At 62.7% G+C, this 14,859-nt stretch carries 14 protein-coding genes and 2 pseudogenes; 1 reads left to right on the plus strand and 15 read right to left on the minus strand.

What is annotated here, in order from left to right:
- Window positions 1-5: 5 nt before the first annotated feature.
- The 9 genes and pseudogenes from AC3WJU_RS06520 to AC3WJU_RS06560 form a co-directional block, all read right to left on the minus strand.
- Window positions 6-1,436 carry an MmgE/PrpD family protein gene (locus AC3WJU_RS06520; RefSeq protein ID WP_492259473.1) on the minus strand — a complete coding sequence of 477 codons (1,431 nt, stop codon included), beginning with the start codon at window positions 1,434-1,436 and terminating at the stop codon, window positions 6-8.
- Entirely contained in the window at window positions 1,433-2,341 is a 909-nt protein-coding gene (locus tag AC3WJU_RS06525; protein ID WP_492259474.1) for a polysaccharide deacetylase family protein, read from the minus strand. Before AC3WJU_RS06525 ends, AC3WJU_RS06520 begins: the two co-directional genes overlap by 4 nt.
- A complete protein-coding gene (locus AC3WJU_RS06530) occupies window positions 2,338-3,216 on the minus strand; it encodes a polysaccharide deacetylase family protein (protein ID WP_492259475.1) in 879 nt (292 codons plus the stop codon). Before AC3WJU_RS06530 ends, AC3WJU_RS06525 begins: the two co-directional genes overlap by 4 nt.
- The gene (locus AC3WJU_RS06535) at window positions 3,213-4,088 is read right to left on the minus strand and encodes an ABC transporter substrate-binding protein (protein WP_492259476.1); all 876 of its coding nucleotides are present in this window, start codon (window positions 4,086-4,088) and stop codon (window positions 3,213-3,215) included. The genes AC3WJU_RS06530 and AC3WJU_RS06535 overlap by 4 nt, the downstream gene beginning before the upstream one ends.
- A 29-nt stretch (window positions 4,089-4,117) precedes the next feature.
- Window positions 4,118-4,885 carry an amino acid ABC transporter ATP-binding protein gene (locus tag AC3WJU_RS06540; protein WP_492259477.1) on the minus strand — a complete coding sequence of 256 codons (768 nt, stop codon included), beginning with the start codon at window positions 4,883-4,885 and terminating at the stop codon, window positions 4,118-4,120.
- A complete protein-coding gene (locus tag AC3WJU_RS06545) occupies window positions 4,882-5,799 on the minus strand; it encodes an amino acid ABC transporter permease (RefSeq protein ID WP_492259478.1) in 918 nt (305 codons plus the stop codon). Before AC3WJU_RS06545 ends, AC3WJU_RS06540 begins: the two co-directional genes overlap by 4 nt.
- Before the next feature lie 66 nt (window positions 5,800-5,865).
- Complete coding sequence (gene argH, locus AC3WJU_RS06550) at window positions 5,866-7,308, minus strand: argininosuccinate lyase (protein WP_492259479.1); 1,443 nt, start codon at window positions 7,306-7,308, stop codon at window positions 5,866-5,868.
- 306 nt (window positions 7,309-7,614) lie between these two features.
- On the minus strand, window positions 7,615-8,505 hold the full coding sequence (locus tag AC3WJU_RS06555) for a LacI family DNA-binding transcriptional regulator (protein WP_492259501.1): 891 nt from the start codon (window positions 8,503-8,505) through the stop codon (window positions 7,615-7,617).
- Between the two features lie 33 nt (window positions 8,506-8,538).
- Window positions 8,539-8,691 (minus strand): annotated as a pseudogene (locus tag AC3WJU_RS06560) (LacI family DNA-binding transcriptional regulator); the annotation flags it as partial.
- A gap of 437 nt (window positions 8,692-9,128) precedes the next feature.
- On the opposite strand from AC3WJU_RS06560, the pseudogene AC3WJU_RS06565 reads away from it, so the two are divergent.
- A pseudogene (locus AC3WJU_RS06565) lies at window positions 9,129-9,710 on the plus strand (recombinase family protein).
- Between the two features lie 29 nt (window positions 9,711-9,739).
- Here the strand turns inward: AC3WJU_RS06565 and AC3WJU_RS06570 are convergent.
- The 6 genes from AC3WJU_RS06570 to AC3WJU_RS06595 all read right to left on the minus strand — a co-directional run bounded on the left by AC3WJU_RS06570 (window position 9,740) and on the right by AC3WJU_RS06595 (window position 14,859).
- Window positions 9,740-9,898, minus strand: a complete 159-nt coding sequence (locus tag AC3WJU_RS06570; RefSeq protein ID WP_332603712.1) for a hypothetical protein — start codon at window positions 9,896-9,898, stop codon at window positions 9,740-9,742.
- Window positions 9,899-10,782: 884 nt separating this feature from the next.
- Complete coding sequence (locus AC3WJU_RS06575) at window positions 10,783-11,055, minus strand: hypothetical protein (RefSeq protein ID WP_492259480.1); 273 nt, start codon at window positions 11,053-11,055, stop codon at window positions 10,783-10,785.
- A 462-nt stretch (window positions 11,056-11,517) separates the two neighbouring features.
- Entirely contained in the window at window positions 11,518-12,378 is an 861-nt protein-coding gene (locus AC3WJU_RS06580; RefSeq protein ID WP_492259481.1) for a polysaccharide deacetylase family protein, read from the minus strand.
- Window positions 12,365-13,207 carry a polysaccharide deacetylase family protein gene (locus tag AC3WJU_RS06585; protein ID WP_492259482.1) on the minus strand — a complete coding sequence of 281 codons (843 nt, stop codon included), beginning with the start codon at window positions 13,205-13,207 and terminating at the stop codon, window positions 12,365-12,367. Before AC3WJU_RS06585 ends, AC3WJU_RS06580 begins: the two co-directional genes overlap by 14 nt.
- Complete coding sequence (locus AC3WJU_RS06590; protein WP_332603716.1) at window positions 13,204-14,058, minus strand: ABC transporter substrate-binding protein; 855 nt, start codon at window positions 14,056-14,058, stop codon at window positions 13,204-13,206. Before AC3WJU_RS06590 ends, AC3WJU_RS06585 begins: the two co-directional genes overlap by 4 nt.
- 27 nt (window positions 14,059-14,085) lie before the next feature.
- A complete protein-coding gene (locus AC3WJU_RS06595; protein WP_332603717.1) occupies window positions 14,086-14,859 on the minus strand; it encodes an amino acid ABC transporter ATP-binding protein in 774 nt (257 codons plus the stop codon).

A 14,859-nucleotide genomic window follows, 5' to 3' on the forward strand; every position in this document is an offset into this window, starting at 1 on the left:
CGGTTCTAGCCCAGCAGCGCGGGCTCCGACTCTGCGGTGAGCAGCCTGAGCAGCGGGGCGATGTCGGCCGTGGCGTCCAGGTCCATCACCAGCGCGGCGATGCTGGAAGCGGCATCGTGGGTTAGCTGGGTGGCGGCAAGTCCAGTGAATTTGTTGATGGTTTCGTCGTCGCTGAGCCTGTTGGTCGAAGCGCCCTTGGCGCGGATCGCCTGGACCTCGAATGTTCCGGAATCCGTCTGTACCGACAGGCGTGGTTCGGCCGAGCCGCCTTGTTGGGTGGGGTCGACTTCCAGATGGATGCGGTCCATCAGGTCCAGGACGCGCAGGTCGGTTCGGCCGTGTGCGGCGATCTGGTCCAGGCCGACGTCGCCGTGCAGGAGGGCCGCGGCCAGGGAGAACTGCATGCTCAGTTGGGTTGAGACGAGGGAGCTGACGTCGGCGTTGCCGCACATATCGGCGATGAGCGAGCTGGTGTGTACGGTAATGCTGTGAATGGACTCTGCCGTGATGCCGTGCCGGGAACGCAGTCCCAGGATCGCGTCGATGGCCGAATGGGTGCTGCGGCAGGTGGCGTAGGGCTTTATGGAGGCCTTTTCAATCTGCCATTCCTGGCCGAGAGTGTCGAACAGTCCCCTCTCGTTGACGCCCCTTGGTTGGCCATAGAGCCGCAGAAAGCTTCCCCAGGGTGCGGAGAACAAGTCCCGCGGTCCCGTGAACCCTGCCCTGGCCAGAAGCGCGCTGTTCAGGCCGGTTTCGGCTGCTCGGCCGACGTGCATGCGTTTGGACATGGCCCCGTCTCCAATGAAGGACCAGGTGCCGCCAGTGAAGGACCCCGCCAGCCCGATCGCCGAAACGATTTGCAGGGTGTTCAGACCGAGGACCACCCCGGATGCTACCGCCGCCCCGAACGTGCCACAGACACCGGTTGAGTGCCAGCCCGCGTCGTTGACGGAGTCGTATCCACCCAGCGCGTCCTGAACGCGGCGGGCTGCTTCATATCCACCGACGACCGCGTGTAGGAGCCTGCCGCCGTCCATGGGGATGGCCTCTTCCTGGTTCGGGGCCTCCCCTGCGCGCAGTGCTGCTGCAGCAAGAGCGGCGGGCAGCACAACAGCTCCGGAGTGGTCGCACCCACCGGAGTCATCCAGTTCAAAGGCATGGCAGGCCACACCGTTGACGAACGCTGCTCCCAGTGCAGGCAGCCGCGCCGGAGTACCCCACAGTGACGCCTCCGTCCCCGGGGCCGGGATTCCGTAGGCGATTGCCAGTGCTGACCGGCTGATTTTTGCCTCGCGGGAAGCTGCGCCGGCGATCCCGGCACCGAGAGTGTCCAGGATATGGATCTTCGCCCGGTGTCGGACTTCCTTGGGGATTTCATCGGGCGTCAGTGCGGTGATGAAGTCGGCGAAGCGTTCGGACGCTGTGGGGTCGGTCATGCGGGGATGCCTTCGCTGGTCAGCGCATGGAATATTTCAACCGGATGGTCCGGGGTGTTCGGCTTGCCTGTTTGCAGCCACCATTGGGCTAGTTCGCTGCCGGTGGCGTGCCAGACGTCCTCATGGGAGTGGACGTGGTCCATGAATTCGCGGAGCATGCCGATCCGTCCGGGCGCGGCGATGATCTCCGGGTGGAGGGTGAGCACGAAGCACAGTCCATCCGCCCGGTAAGCGTCGAATTCGAGGATCCAGTTGCGCAGCACCTCCCGGCTGGAGGCGATGCGTGGGCTGCCCTTGGGGATGGGTGGGTCAAGGTTGAAGACGAAGTAGGGGTAGTCGTCAAGTTCGTGGTGCCTTGGAACTTCCACCAACGTCGAGGCAGCGCCAGCGTGGAAGTGGGGAAGGTCGTCCCCCTGCCAGGACGAGGACCAGATGAAGCCCTGGGCATGCAATTCCTCAGGCAGCCCTGCCGCGTAGGAGCCGCGTCCTGCTCGGAAGCCTTCGGGGCGCACTCCCAGCCGGTGTTCGAAGACATCTTGGGCGCGGCCGATACTCTCCAGTTGTTCGGCCAGTGATTGGGTACCCATGTCCTCAAGGGCCCAGCCCATATTGCCCAGTTCGTGTCCCGCCCGGAGAATGGACTCTGCCTGGCGCGGATAGGTGGCGAGGTTCGCGCCGGGGATGAACCAGCTCGCCTTGGTGCCGGTGCGGGCCAGTTCCGTGAGCAGGCGGTCCACGCCGCGTGTTCCGCCGTATTGGCCAACGGACAGGCTTTTGGCCCGGTCGATGGCGTCCGGTGCCGCTGCCAGGATAGAGAGTTCTGCTTCAAACCCGATGGTAACGACGAAGGCCGATCTCTTCTCGTGCGGCCAACGCGATTGCGGTTTTTCCTGTGAGCTGCTCACGGTGTGGACTCCTTGTTCTGTTGCGTGCCTCGATGCCCGGCCTGTTGCCACCACGTCGCGACGTCGCGGCAGGTACTGAACCACACGCCGTCGGCTTCTTCCATGTGCTGGATCCAACGGTCCAACAAAACTGCCCGCCCGGGCTTGCCCACCACTTTCGGGTGGAAGATCGTCGACAGGCAAAGCCCTTCGGCGTGGTATCCGTCGAATTCCCTGGTCCAGTTATCCAAGGTGAGTTCGTAGCTGGCAATGCGGTCCCCGCCGGAGGGCCAGTCCGGGTTGGTGGTGTAGGCCAGCGAGGCGTAATCGTCCATGTCAGACCGTGCCGGGATCTCCACCAACCTTCCACCAGGATGAAAGTACGGGCGGTCGTCCCCGCGCATCGAACTTGAGTACTCAAATCCCATGTCTTCGAGCAGGGCCGGGGTCTCGGGACGCCAGTCCCCCGAGGGTGTGCGGAACCCTACGGCCGTAGTCCCCAGCACATGCTGGAAGATGCGTTGGCTGGTGTTGATTACCAGCCGCTGCTGATCCGGGGTGAGGTCCCAGTATTTCTCGTGTTTGTAGCCGTGGTGCGCAATTTCGTGGCCCTGCTCGACGATGCGCCGGCACTGTTCCGGCCAGGTCTCCACTACCCAGGCCGGGGTGAAGAAGGTCGCCGGTATCTCATGGTTTTTCAGTAGCCCGAGGATTCGGTCAAGGGCGCGCCACGGCCCGTAGGCACCTTGGCTGAAGTACTCCGGCTTGTCCCAGATGGCGCCTTTGAGCATGGCATTTCCGGTGGGTCCGTCAAGGTCGAAGGCCAGGGCGACAGCGCTGCGGTTTCCGTCCGGCCACGCTGCCGCCCCTGCCTTTGTTGCTGCGGGATGGCTCACTTGACACCGTTGATCTCAGGGGTCGTCGCCCCATATCCAACGCCCCATTTGTCGAGGATCTTCTGGTAATCGCCGTTGGCGATGATCTTGCTGAAGGCGTTCTTGATGGCGTTGGCCAATTGGGTCTCGCCCTTCATGACCACGATTCCAAAGGGTTTGGCCGGCAGCGGGTCGAGCACGCCGGCGTACTTGCCCGACTCGGTCTTTTCGAAGTAGGCCAGGTTTTCACGCCCTTGGGCGGCAAGATCGACACGGCCCTGGTCGATTTGGAGCCGGGCAGCGGCACCGGAGTCCGTGGGCAGAAGGCTCAGTTCCGGGAGGCCCTTGTCGGTGCAGATGGTCTTACTCAGGGCTTTTGCCTGCTCGAAGTAGTCGGTCTTGCCGCTCACGGCCAGCTTCTTCCCACAGATGTCGCTTTCCTTGGTGAATTCTCCGGCTCTGGCACCGGAGGTGTAGAGGCTGCCCTGGGATTTGAAGTAGTCGACGAAATCGGCGGTCTTCTGCCGATCCACGGTGTCAGAGATGCCGGACATGACCATATCCACGCGGCCGGTCTGCACGGAGTTGATCAGCTGGTCGAAGGGTGATTCGACTACTTGGACCTGGACCCCGAGGACTTCGGCGAGTTTCTGTTGTAGGTCGACGTCAACGCCGGCGAGTTTGTTGCTGCTGTCACGGAATTCCATGGGCGGGAAGTCCGGGGACAGGCCGACCCGGATCTTTCCGGCATCCTTGATGGTTTGGGGCAGCCCGGCGGCGGTTGCGCTGGGATTACCGGTGGTGGTTTCGGAGCCGCCCACGCAGGCGGTGAGGCCGAAGGCTGCGACGGCGGTGATGGCCGCCAGGCGTGCGGCATTCTTGAAGTGCTTCATAATGGCTCCAGCTCGTTGGGGATATCAGGTTAGAAAACGCGGGACAGAAAGGCTTTGGTTCGATCGTGCTGCGGGTTGCCGAGAACCTCGGCTGGTGGGCCGAGCTCAACGATTTCGCCGTCGTGCATGAACGCAACACGGTCGGCTACTTCCTTGGCGAAACCGATCTCGTGAGTGACCACGATCATGGTCAGACCCGACTTGGCGAGGTCCTTCATGACATCCAGCACTTCACCAACCAGTTCAGGGTCTAGAGCCGAAGTGGGCTCGTCAAAGAGGATCAGGTCGGGTTTCATGGCGAGTGCACGGGCGATGGCGACACGCTGCTGTTGACCGCCGGAGAGCTGGCGTGGGTAAGACGATTCGCGCCCCTCCAGGCCAACTCTGGCCAGAAGTTCGGAGGCGTGGCGCTTCGCCTCTGCGGGCTTGATCCTATTGACCAGAACGGGGCCCTCGATGATGTTCTCCAGCACGGTCATGTGGGGGAAAAGGTTGAACCGTTGGAAGACCATGCCGATGGACCGACGCTGCCGGGCGGCTTCTTTGTCCGACAGCTCGTAGAGCCGGTTGCCGTCCTGGCGGTAGCCAACGACGTTGTCCCCTACCCAGATGCGGCCGTTCGAGAGGGTTTCGAGATGGTTGATGCAGCGCAGGAAGGTGCTCTTCCCAGATCCGGATGCTCCCAAGAGGCAGACGACTTCACCGCTGGTCACTTCGAGGTTGATGCCTTTGAGGACTTCGATGGGGCCGAAACTCTTGTGGACGTTTTCGGCGCGGACCAGAACGTTGGTGGTCATGACAGTGCCTTCCTGTTGGTGCCGAAGATGCCTTTCAACCGTTGGAATGGCGTCAGGGGCAGTTGTCGGCTGGAGGATCCCTTGGCGAAGTAACGCTCAAGATAGAACTGGCCGATGCTGAGAACGGACACCGCGCCGAGGTACCAGATGGCACAGACGATGAGCAGTTCCATGATCCGGTTGTTGACGTAGTAGATGTGCTGGGCTTCGGAGAGGATTTCGCTCACGCCGATGGCCGAGGCCAGCGCTGTGGTCTTCAGCATGCCGATCACTTCGTTGCCGACCGGTGGGATAATGACGCGCGTTGCCTGGGGCAGCACGATCCTGCGCATGGCCTGCAGCCGGGTCATGCCCACCGCCTGGGCAGCTTCGGTCTGGCCTTCGTCGACGGAGAGGATGCCGCCGCGGACGACTTCGGAGGTGTAGGCACCCTGGTTCAGGCCAAGGCCGATGGATGCGGCGACAAAGGGGGTGAGCACATCGATCATGCGGCCTGAGTACAGACCCGGGATCCCGATAACGGGGAAGATCAGGGCCAGGTTGAACCACATCAGCAGTTGCAGGTAGACCGGCGTGCCGCGGAAGACCCAGATGTAGAGCCATGCGACCCCGGAGACTACAGGGTTCCTGGAGAGGCGCATCACTGCCGTGACCACGCCCAGGATCAGGCCGATGGCCATGGCGACAGCGGTGAGGAGAAGGGCGATGCCGATGCCCTGGATAAGGATCGGAACGGTGAGGTACTCCTGAACCGTGGGCCAGTCGATCTTGGCGCGGTAGAAGGAGACGCCCAGCCACACGAGGAGAACGACCACGGCGGCCGCACCAGCCCATCGCCCCACGTGCCGCCGGGGTACGATTTTCAAATCGGCCGAAGCGGCACGTGCGACGCCCGGCTCTGTTTGAGTGTTCATGGTTTTTTCCTGATCGTGGAGGGTATCGGCTGCGCTGCGTGAATCTGCGCTGAAAGGGCCCATTGTTCAGCCCGCGTGGTTCGACCTGACCCGCAGGCCGTTGTAGTCCGTTGCCCAGCTCTTAATCTGGTCCAGCTTTGCCCGGAGCCGCGTCAGCTGCTCGGCCACCCGTGTGGGTGAGGTTCCGCCGAACCCGGAGTGCGCCTCAAGGGCGGCCTCCAGGGTAAGAACCGTCCGGATGTCCGGGGTCAGGCGAGGGTCCACCGACGCCAGCTGCTCGTCACTGAGATCGTCATAGTCCAGACCTTTGGATTCGCAGAACCGCACGAGCGCCCCAGAGATCTCATGCGCTTCACTGAACGGGATGTCCTGCCTTGCCAGCCAGTCGGCGACCTCGGTGGCTAGGGTGTAGCCGGCCGTTGCCTGGCGGCGGACTTCTTCGACGTTGACTGTGAAGGTGCGGACCAGGCCAGAGAGCGCGGGAAGGGCGGTTTCCATTGTCTCCACGGCGTCGATGACCGCGTTCTTGTCTTCAGCAAGGTCCCGGTTGTAGGCCAAGGGCAGAGACTTGACGGCCGCCATCAGGCCCATGAGGTCACCCAGGACACGCCCTGCCTTGCCTCGTGCCAGTTCGGCGATGTCCGGGTTCTTCTTTTGCGGCATGATGGAACTGCCCGTGCAGTAGGCGTCATCCATGGTGATCCAGCGGAACTGCTGGGATGCCCAAGAAATGATTTCCTCACACAGCCTGGAGATGTCAATGAGTGTCAGGGAACAGATGAAAAGGAATTCAATGGCGGTGTCGCGGCTACCCACGGCATCGATCGAGTTTTCAGCGCTGGTCTCATAGCCCTGATCCTTCGCAGCGAGTTCCGGGTTGAGCGCGAACGTTGACCCGGCCAGGGCCGCAGCTCCCAGCGGCGAAACCGCCGCCCTGCGATCCCAGTCCTGGAACCGCTCGAGATCCCGGATCAACGGCTGCGCGTGGGCCAGGATCTGGTGACCAAAGACCACCGGCTGTGCGGACTGAAGGTGCGTAAACCCGGGAACGGGCGTGTGCACGTGGCGGTCGGCCTGGCTGGCCAGTGCCTGGGTGAGCTCGATGAGGAGCTCACTGACAGTGCGGACCTTGTCACGCATGTACAGGCGCAGGTCGTTTGCGGCCTGGTCGTTGCGCGAGCGGCCGGCACGGATCTTCCCGCCGGTAGGGCCCATGCGCTCAATCAGGAGGCGCTCCAGGAAGGTGTGGACGTCTTCGTCCGCTTCCTCGGGACTGACGCGGTCCTCTTGAATATCGCGGGCCAGGGCATCAATGGTGTCCAGGAACGCGACCAGCTCAGCGTCATCAATAAGGCCGGAGCGGTTCAATTCCCGCACGTGCGCCCGGGACCCATGCAGGTCGTAAGGTGCCATGCGGAAGTAGCGGGGATCGGACCGGGAGAAGCGGGTCAGCTCCGGGCTGGACGTGCCGACGAAACGGCCGCCCCACAACTTGGTCTGTTCTTTCATGCGTACTGCTCCTAGCTGGGAAGTCTATGCAAGCGAGGTGATCCATGTCACTCACGCAACAAAAGTATTTCTTAGGTAAACAGTAGCTGTCAATAGTTTCGAAGGCGTTACGCGCACATTTCGATTCTTAGACACCGGTCTCCCGAAGAATTTCTTAATGCTACGAGACACCGGTATCTTGGGCAATTGTTTTTCGAGGACATCTTCTGCGCCGGCTCACAGGCATGTCGTTCCGCCGCCATAGGCCTTTACGAAGCGGGGCCCGCAGCCTGATGGCTGCGGGCCCCGCTGAACAGTTCGGGTCGGCTACACGCCGCGCCCGGCCTTTGCTCCGGCGAGATCTGCGACGGACGCACGCTCGATGAAGGTCGCCGGCAGCAAGTGGTTCCGGGACTCCGGGCCGGAGCCATCAATGCGCCCCAGCAGGACTTCCGCGGCCTTCATCCCCATCTCGTAGGCAGGATTGGATATGGCAGTGACTGCAGGGTGGCTGACGGTCATCCACTCCGTATCGTCCAGGCACACCAAAGAGATATTCTCCGGCACACTCAGCCCGGCGGCATGGATGGCTTGGAAGGTCGGGAGTGCGATCCGACTGTAGGATGCGATGATGGCGCTGGGCCTGTCCTGTCGGCGCAGCAGGGAGGTGACTATTTCTTGGGTCCTTTGCGGCGACATGGCCCCGGAAATGAGCTCATAGCCCACCCCTGCCGCCACGGCCGTTTCCCTCACGGCCCGGACCCTGTCCGCAATGGTGGAAATCGGAAGAGGGTGCCCCGCTTCAAGCTCTTCCGGGGTCTTGGTTGTTGCCGAAAGGAACACGATGTTCTCATGCCCCTTGGCGATCAGATACTCCATGACAGTCTTGGCATCGGCGTAGCAATCAGTTCCTACCCAGTCGGCGTCCACGTTGTCCGGGCGCCGGTCAAAAAGCACCAAGGGCCGGCCCATGGCCACGACATCCAGCAAGTGCCCTGAATCGCTCCGGTTCGTCGAAGCCACGATCAGCCCGTCCACGCGCTTGTCCAGGAACACCTGGACGGCCGCACGCTCCGCGACGACATTCTCGTCCGTGTTGGCAAGGATGACATCGAAGCCTGCCGCTTTCGCGGCATCGGTCATTCCCCGTACCGCTCGGGCGAAATGGGGATTCTCGATATCGCTGACGACAACACCGATGGTGTGTGAACGCCCCAAACTGACGCTTCTGGCTAATGCGTTACTCCGGTAGCCCAAAGCCTCCGCGGCCGCGGAGACCATTGACTGGAGCTCTGGGCTCACTGAGCCGTACTGCCCAAGGGCCCGGGCGGCAGTGGAACGAGAGACCCCCGCCAAGCGGGCCACGTCCATCAAAGTAGCAGTGCCATACCGTCGTAATTCCATTCCTAAAATTTACAACAGAATCTGGAATAATGTGGCGATTAGGCGATTGCATTGACACCGGTTTCTCACAGTCATGATCATTCGATCTATGTCTACATAACGACCATCAGTCAGGGCAGCGGAACAGGTACAGCCCGCGAGCGTGACGTGCCTGTCTCCCAGAGCACCTGCGTCGCTCGACGGACATCGTCAGCCAGGGATCCCTGCTGCTGTTCCCTTCGTTGGAACCGGGGCACTTAGAGCGGGACGCTCCCCTTCTCACAATCCTTGGGATCGAGACGTCTCCTTGGAACAGGCGAACGGTCCTGGCGGCCGTCCCTGAATTTCGTGGAATCGCAGGAGCTCGCCCAGACGCAGAGATTCTCGTAACTAGGTCTCGAAACCTTCTGGTTGAATCGGTGTATCCACCATTAGTTACGAGACACACGGGATCCGCCGTGACGAAACTGATCGGCTACGCACGTGTTTCGACGCGTCGGCAGACGACGGACCGGAAGCAGGCTGATCTTGTGGCCGCCGGGGTCCGACGCGATGACCTTTACGTGGATCACGGGGTGTCAGGGGCACGTGCTTCACGACCGGAGCTTGACCGGGCGCTCGGCGCGCTGATCGAAGGCGACACCCTGATCATAACGACGCTGGATCGCCTCGGGCGGTCTACCCAGAATATGCTCGTCTTCGCCGTCGGCTACGCGCTAAAGGCGCGGGCCTGCGCGTCTTGAACCTCGGCGGCGGAGACGTCGACACGGCGACACCCATGGGCTCAACGCTGTTCGCGGTCAAGGCCGCTCTCGCCGCAAATGGAGCACGAGATCAAACGTGAACGCGTCAATGATTCGATCAGCAAACGGCGGGAGGCTGGAAAGGACCTCGGCGGTCGGCCGCGCCGGATCACAGACAGCCAGATTCGAAACGCTCTCCGTCTGGTCAAAGATGGCGAGCCCGCTGCGCAAGTTGCCAGGGATCTCGGGATGTCCCGGGCAACGTTCTACAGACGGTCGCGGGAACTCGCAACCTAACCGCGTCACGGGCTCGGCCAAAAGCTCCCCTATCGGTATGACGGACCAGGAAGGAAAAAGGCTGCGTCCGGCCCTAGGCCAATGAGGGCTCTGCTTCCGAGGAAATGGATGCCGGTCGCGGTCGCTTCCAGGGTGTGGAGTTTCTCGAACACTTTGCGCCGTTCATTGGGGCCGATGTAGTCAGCCATTGACATCCTTTCTGCGGGTCGCCGCACGTCCGGTTCATCCGACGTGGAGCATGGACCGGGACTGATGGCAGGAAATCCCGTCAGGATTTTGAGGGCAATTAGGTGTTCAATAGCTGTGGGGGCGGGTTGCCCCCGGGGAGCTGCAAGGGGCCTGCACAGTAGGTCCTGAACCCGTGGTTCCTTCGGCGCTGCATTCGCAGGTACGGCCCGAATGAGTTCAGAATTTCGCCCTGGGATCCTTTGCGAAGCATCGGCACGTGCTGCCCCGGGCACCCGGCCCGCCCGGCCTGGGGAAGCGGTCAATTCTTGAGTGGAAGCGGCTCCATTGGCATGGGCTGTTCCTTTTACATGTACTGCTTCTAAGCCCTGGACCCGGGCGTCGGAATGATCCGGGCGGGGGTGTGGGGGCGCCATATCAAAATTGCTGCTGGCGGCGCACCGGAGACACCCCCCTGATGCTCGCTCAACGCGGCTCACTCGCCCATCTTTCGATGGTCGTGCCCGGGGGGACGTCACTGTTCAGACGCGCTTCATAGCGCCCCGGGGCCAGCCGCGTCACGGAGATGCCGACGTGTTGGGTCACCGCCGCCGGCTTTAGGAGACTCACCGCCTCCTCCAGGGCGGCATCTAATTCCTTTCGGGATTGAACGGCTACGACGAGACAACCGGGTGCTGCTTGCAAGGTCATGATCCTTACTCTCATGGTGGTGATACGTACTTTGAGCTCGCCAGATGCTCTTGGCGTCGAGGGGAGGAACGGCAAGACCACCGGCAAAGCCAACAGCAGCTGTGATCGAGGCCGGCCGGCCCCGGCGGAATCTAGGAAACCGGGTTTCCAACAGAAGAAGGGGGCGGACTCTGGAACGCCGAAGAACGGCGGCGCTTTACTGCGGAGAGTCCAATGAGGGTGGCTTCCACGTCCTCCAGGGTGCGCTGGATCCATGCGAAGCGGCCATGTCCTCGGAGCATCGAGTCGGGTAATTGGATGACGCCTCCAAGAGAACAAGTCTGGGGCTGATCTTGACGGAAAGTTCGAGGATCACCGCTTGGACCATGGCCTGGGATCCGTCCCGCGACATGTGCGCGAAGGCTTCTTCTCCAGCGCCACGGGACGAGACGGGGACCGTGGGGGCCAGGTCGGAGGGGCTGGTGATCATCGATCTCTCCTTTGGATTGTTGAGGGTCTTGGCCCTCGTGGAAGTGCTCTCGATATGCAGAAAGGGTCGTTCGCGGTGGTTTCCTCCCCCACCAGGCCTGGGGCCGCGGGGGCGCTGTCCGCCATCGGGTAGGCCTGCGGCTTCCCGATCAGCGCAACCAAATACGGGATGGCGGATTCCAAGTCCACGTTCTCCCCGTCCGGGTGGCCCGGTCTTTGATTCCAATACGGTCCGCAGTCCGCCCCTACCGGGCCCACAGACCAACCATGCTTAACCGCGAACGGCCCTATTACCCACACGTCGAGGGAATCCGGTGTCCCCCAAACGGCGTTTTGTCCGCCGACGTGGCGCAGGAGATTGCCAGTTCTTTCCAGGTCCGAAGAGCGGCCTGAAGTGACGGTGATGCCCCCTTCCGGTCCTCGGCTTCTGTGCTCCGGGTAGATTCGAGAGGGTATCCGGCCGTCAAATCTCCTTTGGCCGTAGACCGACGAAGAGTGCGTAGGGGTGCGCAGTATCCGGCTCGCGATTGACGAAGAGCGCGTGGAGCTCGGTGCATGATGTGAACCAGGCGTTGGTCCCTTCCCGCACCTCCTGCAGGAACCGCTGAAGCATCCGCGCGCGGCTGGCGACGCCCATGACCTCCGCGTTGACTCGCAAGTGCAACAACGTGCCGTATCTCTCGGCGCCCCGGACCTCGCACCACCAGTTGGCCTCGACTGACTCGAGCGGAGCGATGCGCGCTTGACCGGGTGGGAAGGGCGGGTCGAGGTTGTAGCCGAAGTACTGCAGGTCTTCGAGCTCATAGCGGAACGGGATCTCTATAAGATCGGTCCCGGTGAGGTGGAAGGGCATCTCGTCGGAGGGCAAAGATGAGGACCATGTGAAGCCTGCTCGTTGCATCGCCTCCGGGAACCCGGATGCCCATTCGCCGGCCGGAGTGCGGAACCCGGATGGTGTCTCTCCGATGATTTGCTGGACCGCGGCGCGACCCGACAGCATCTCCTCGATCTGGTCCGCGAGTTCGAGTCGGTCGAAATCTAGGTGCCGGTTTCCGTGCACACCGATGCCGTGCCCGGCTGCGTGCACCGCTCGCACCGCGTCCGGATACCGCCGTGCAATCTCCCCTGGGAAAAACCAGTCCGCCGCGACACCTAGGTCGGTCAGCAGCGCGAGCAGTCGCGGAACGCCGTGCTCGGGTCCGTACAGACCGGCCGAACGCGACTTCATACGGTCGACGTTCGACGGGTCGTCGGCCAGAAGCGGGAGGTCGCCGTCGACGTCGACCGTGAGGACGACGGCGAAGGCACCGTCAGGCCAGATCACGGAGTACCTCCGCCTCGCACTCGGCTGCGACTTCGTCGGCTCGTTGGATGCGCACGTCCGCGCGCCCAACGAGGTGGCCGATGAACTCGTCCATCAGGACGGTGCGGCCGGGGGTGCCGATGATCTCGGGATGCCAAATCGTGGGGACCGTCAGCCCTTCTTCGGCCGCCGCGTCGATCTCGGCCACCCAGCTCCGGAATACCGGCGCGTAGGGCGCGATGCGATCGAGACCCCGGGGGAAGTCGGGTGCGCGATGATAGGCGAACGCCGCATAGTCGTCGAACAGGGATTTGGCGGGGATCTCGGTCAGTGCGACACGTGCGTGCCGGTACGGACGGTCGCCGCTGCGCATCGAACTCGAGTAGGTATAGCCGGCCTCTACGAGGAGCTCGAGCGTCTCGGGCGCAAGGTCTCCCGACGGTGCACGGAATCCCGACGCCGGCTGCCCCAGTATGTCGGTGAAGGTCCGCTGGCTCCGCCGCAAGATGCCGGCCTGGGTCTCCCTGTCGAGACCGTAGAAGGTCTCGTGCCTGTCGCCGTGTCCGGCCATCTCGTGTCCCTCCTCGACGATTCGCCGGCAAAGGTCCGGCCAGGTACGAACGACCCATGCAGGGGTGAAAAACGTCGCTTGCACAGCCTTATCGCGAAGCACGTCGAGGATGCGCGGAACTCCGCGATGGGGTCCGGATGCGCAGAACGTGAAGTACCCGGGCCGCCGCCAGATCTCCCCCGAGATCAGAGCCTCATCGGTGGGGCCGTCGAGATCGAAGGCCAAGACGACCCGAGCGGAGGTGAACTCCGTCCGGGCCGTCGCGGTAGCTTCGATCACCCGGTGACCTCGTTGATTACCGGCTTACGCAGTCCGTCTTTGATGCCGTACTTCGTGAGGATCTTCTCGAGGGTACCGTCGTCGTACATCGATTGAATGGCCTTCTGGACCTCCTGGGCGAGTGGCGTGTTGCCCTTTTTCAGGGCCACCGAAAACGGCTGCTTCAACAGCACGCCGAGAACGATCTCGTACTTGCCCGGCGTCTTCTGCTTGAAGAACGCAATGTTCTCGGCGCCCTGCACTGCAAGCGCCGCCCGGCCCTGTTCGAGCTGCAGCCGCGCCGTCGCCCCCGAGTCAGTGCCCTGGACTTTGATCGCAGGCTTGCCCGCGGACTCGCACACCTTCTTGCTGTGTTCCAGCACCGCCGGATAGTAGTCGTCGTTGGAGGCGACCGCGACAGTCGCTCCGCAAACGTCCGTGTCCTGTTTGAAGTTTCCCGTTTGATTCGGAGTCGTGAAGAAGCGCGCCGTGGAGTCGTAGTAGTCGACCATGTCCAAGGTCTTCTGGCGGTCAACGTTGTCGGAGACGCCGGAAACCAGCACATCCACCCGGCCGGTGCGCACGGAGTTCATCAGCTGATCATACTTCTGCTGCACGAACGAAATCTTCAGGCCCATCCGGTTGGCGACCTCCGCGATGACCTCCGGCTCCGCGCCGACGAGCTTGTCGCCGTCGAGGTACTCCATGGGCGGGAAGTCCGGCGAGAGGCCGACGGTCAGGGTGCCCTTGGCGATCGTTGACGCTGCCTCCTTGGTGCTGGGACTCCCGCCGGCGGCGGACGTGCTGCATCCGGCCAGGAGGGCGATCGTGGCAGCAGCGGCGACGAAACCAATGAACTTCGTTGTTCTCATTTTCTTCCTTCGTTGTGATTGCAGGGACTATAGGACGCGTGAGAGAAAGGCGCGCGTGCGCTCGTGTTTCGGGTTGTCGATGACCTCGGACGGAGGTCCTTGTTCAACGATCACGCCATCGTCCATGAAGACGACACGATCAGCGACCTCCTTGGCGAAGCCGATCTCGTGGGTGACGACGATCATGGTGAGTCCTTCGCGCGCGAGCTCCTTCATCACCGAGAGCACGTCGCCGACCAATTCGGGGTCGAGCGCCGAGGTCGGCTCGTCGAACAGCATGAGCTCGGGCGACATCGCAAGCGCACGGGCGATCGCGACCCTCTGCTGCTGCCCGCCCGAGAGCTGACGCGGGTAGGAGGCGGCGCGGTCGCCGAGGCCGACCTGGTTGAGCAGACCCTGAGCGATCCGCTCGGCGTCCGCGATCCGGGCGCCCTTGACCAGGCGTTGCGCGTGCGTGATGTTCTGCATCACCGTCATGTGTGGGAACAGGTTGAAGCGCTGGAACACCATGCCCATCCGGGCGCGCTGCTCCGCGATCCGGTCCTCCGGGAGTTCTCGGAGCAACTTGGGATCGCGGGCGTCGCGGCGGAACCCGATGACCTGGTCGCCGACGTGCACGAACCCGGACGTGGGGCGTTCGATGAAGTTGATCGCGCGCAACAATGTGGACTTGCCCGATCCTGACGGACCGAGGATGCAGACGACCTCACCCTTCCGGACGTCGAGGTCGATGCCCTTGAGTACCTCGCGGAGACCGAATGATTTGCGGACGTCCCGCAACTGCACGAGTGCCGATGACAT

The sequence above is a fragment of the Arthrobacter sp. FW306-1B-F12A genome (assembly GCF_058781865.1).

Bases quoted from the DNA above. Each gene is read 5' to 3' on its own strand.
- AC3WJU_RS06520 (WP_492259473.1), bottom strand. From the start codon at position 1,436: ATGACCGACCCCACAGCGTCCGAACGCTTCGCCGACTTCATCACCGCA.
- AC3WJU_RS06535 (WP_492259476.1), bottom strand. From the start codon at position 4,088: ATGAAGCACTTCAAGAATGCCGCACGCCTGGCGGCCATCACCGCCGTC.
- AC3WJU_RS06540 (WP_492259477.1), bottom strand. From the start codon at position 4,885: ATGACCACCAACGTTCTGGTCCGCGCCGAAAACGTCCACAAGAGTTTC.
- AC3WJU_RS06545 (WP_492259478.1), bottom strand. From the start codon at position 5,799: ATGAACACTCAAACAGAGCCGGGCGTCGCACGTGCCGCTTCGGCCGAT.
- argH (WP_492259479.1), bottom strand. From the start codon at position 7,308: ATGAAAGAACAGACCAAGTTGTGGGGCGGCCGTTTCGTCGGCACGTCC.
- AC3WJU_RS06570 (WP_332603712.1), bottom strand. From the start codon at position 9,898: ATGGCTGACTACATCGGCCCCAATGAACGGCGCAAAGTGTTCGAGAAA.
- AC3WJU_RS06575 (WP_492259480.1), bottom strand. From the start codon at position 11,055: ATGATCACCAGCCCCTCCGACCTGGCCCCCACGGTCCCCGTCTCGTCC.
- AC3WJU_RS06590 (WP_332603716.1), bottom strand. From the start codon at position 14,058: ATGAGAACAACGAAGTTCATTGGTTTCGTCGCCGCTGCTGCCACGATC.
- AC3WJU_RS06595 (WP_332603717.1), bottom strand. From the start codon at position 14,859: ATGTCATCGGCACTCGTGCAGTTGCGGGACGTCCGCAAATCATTCGGT.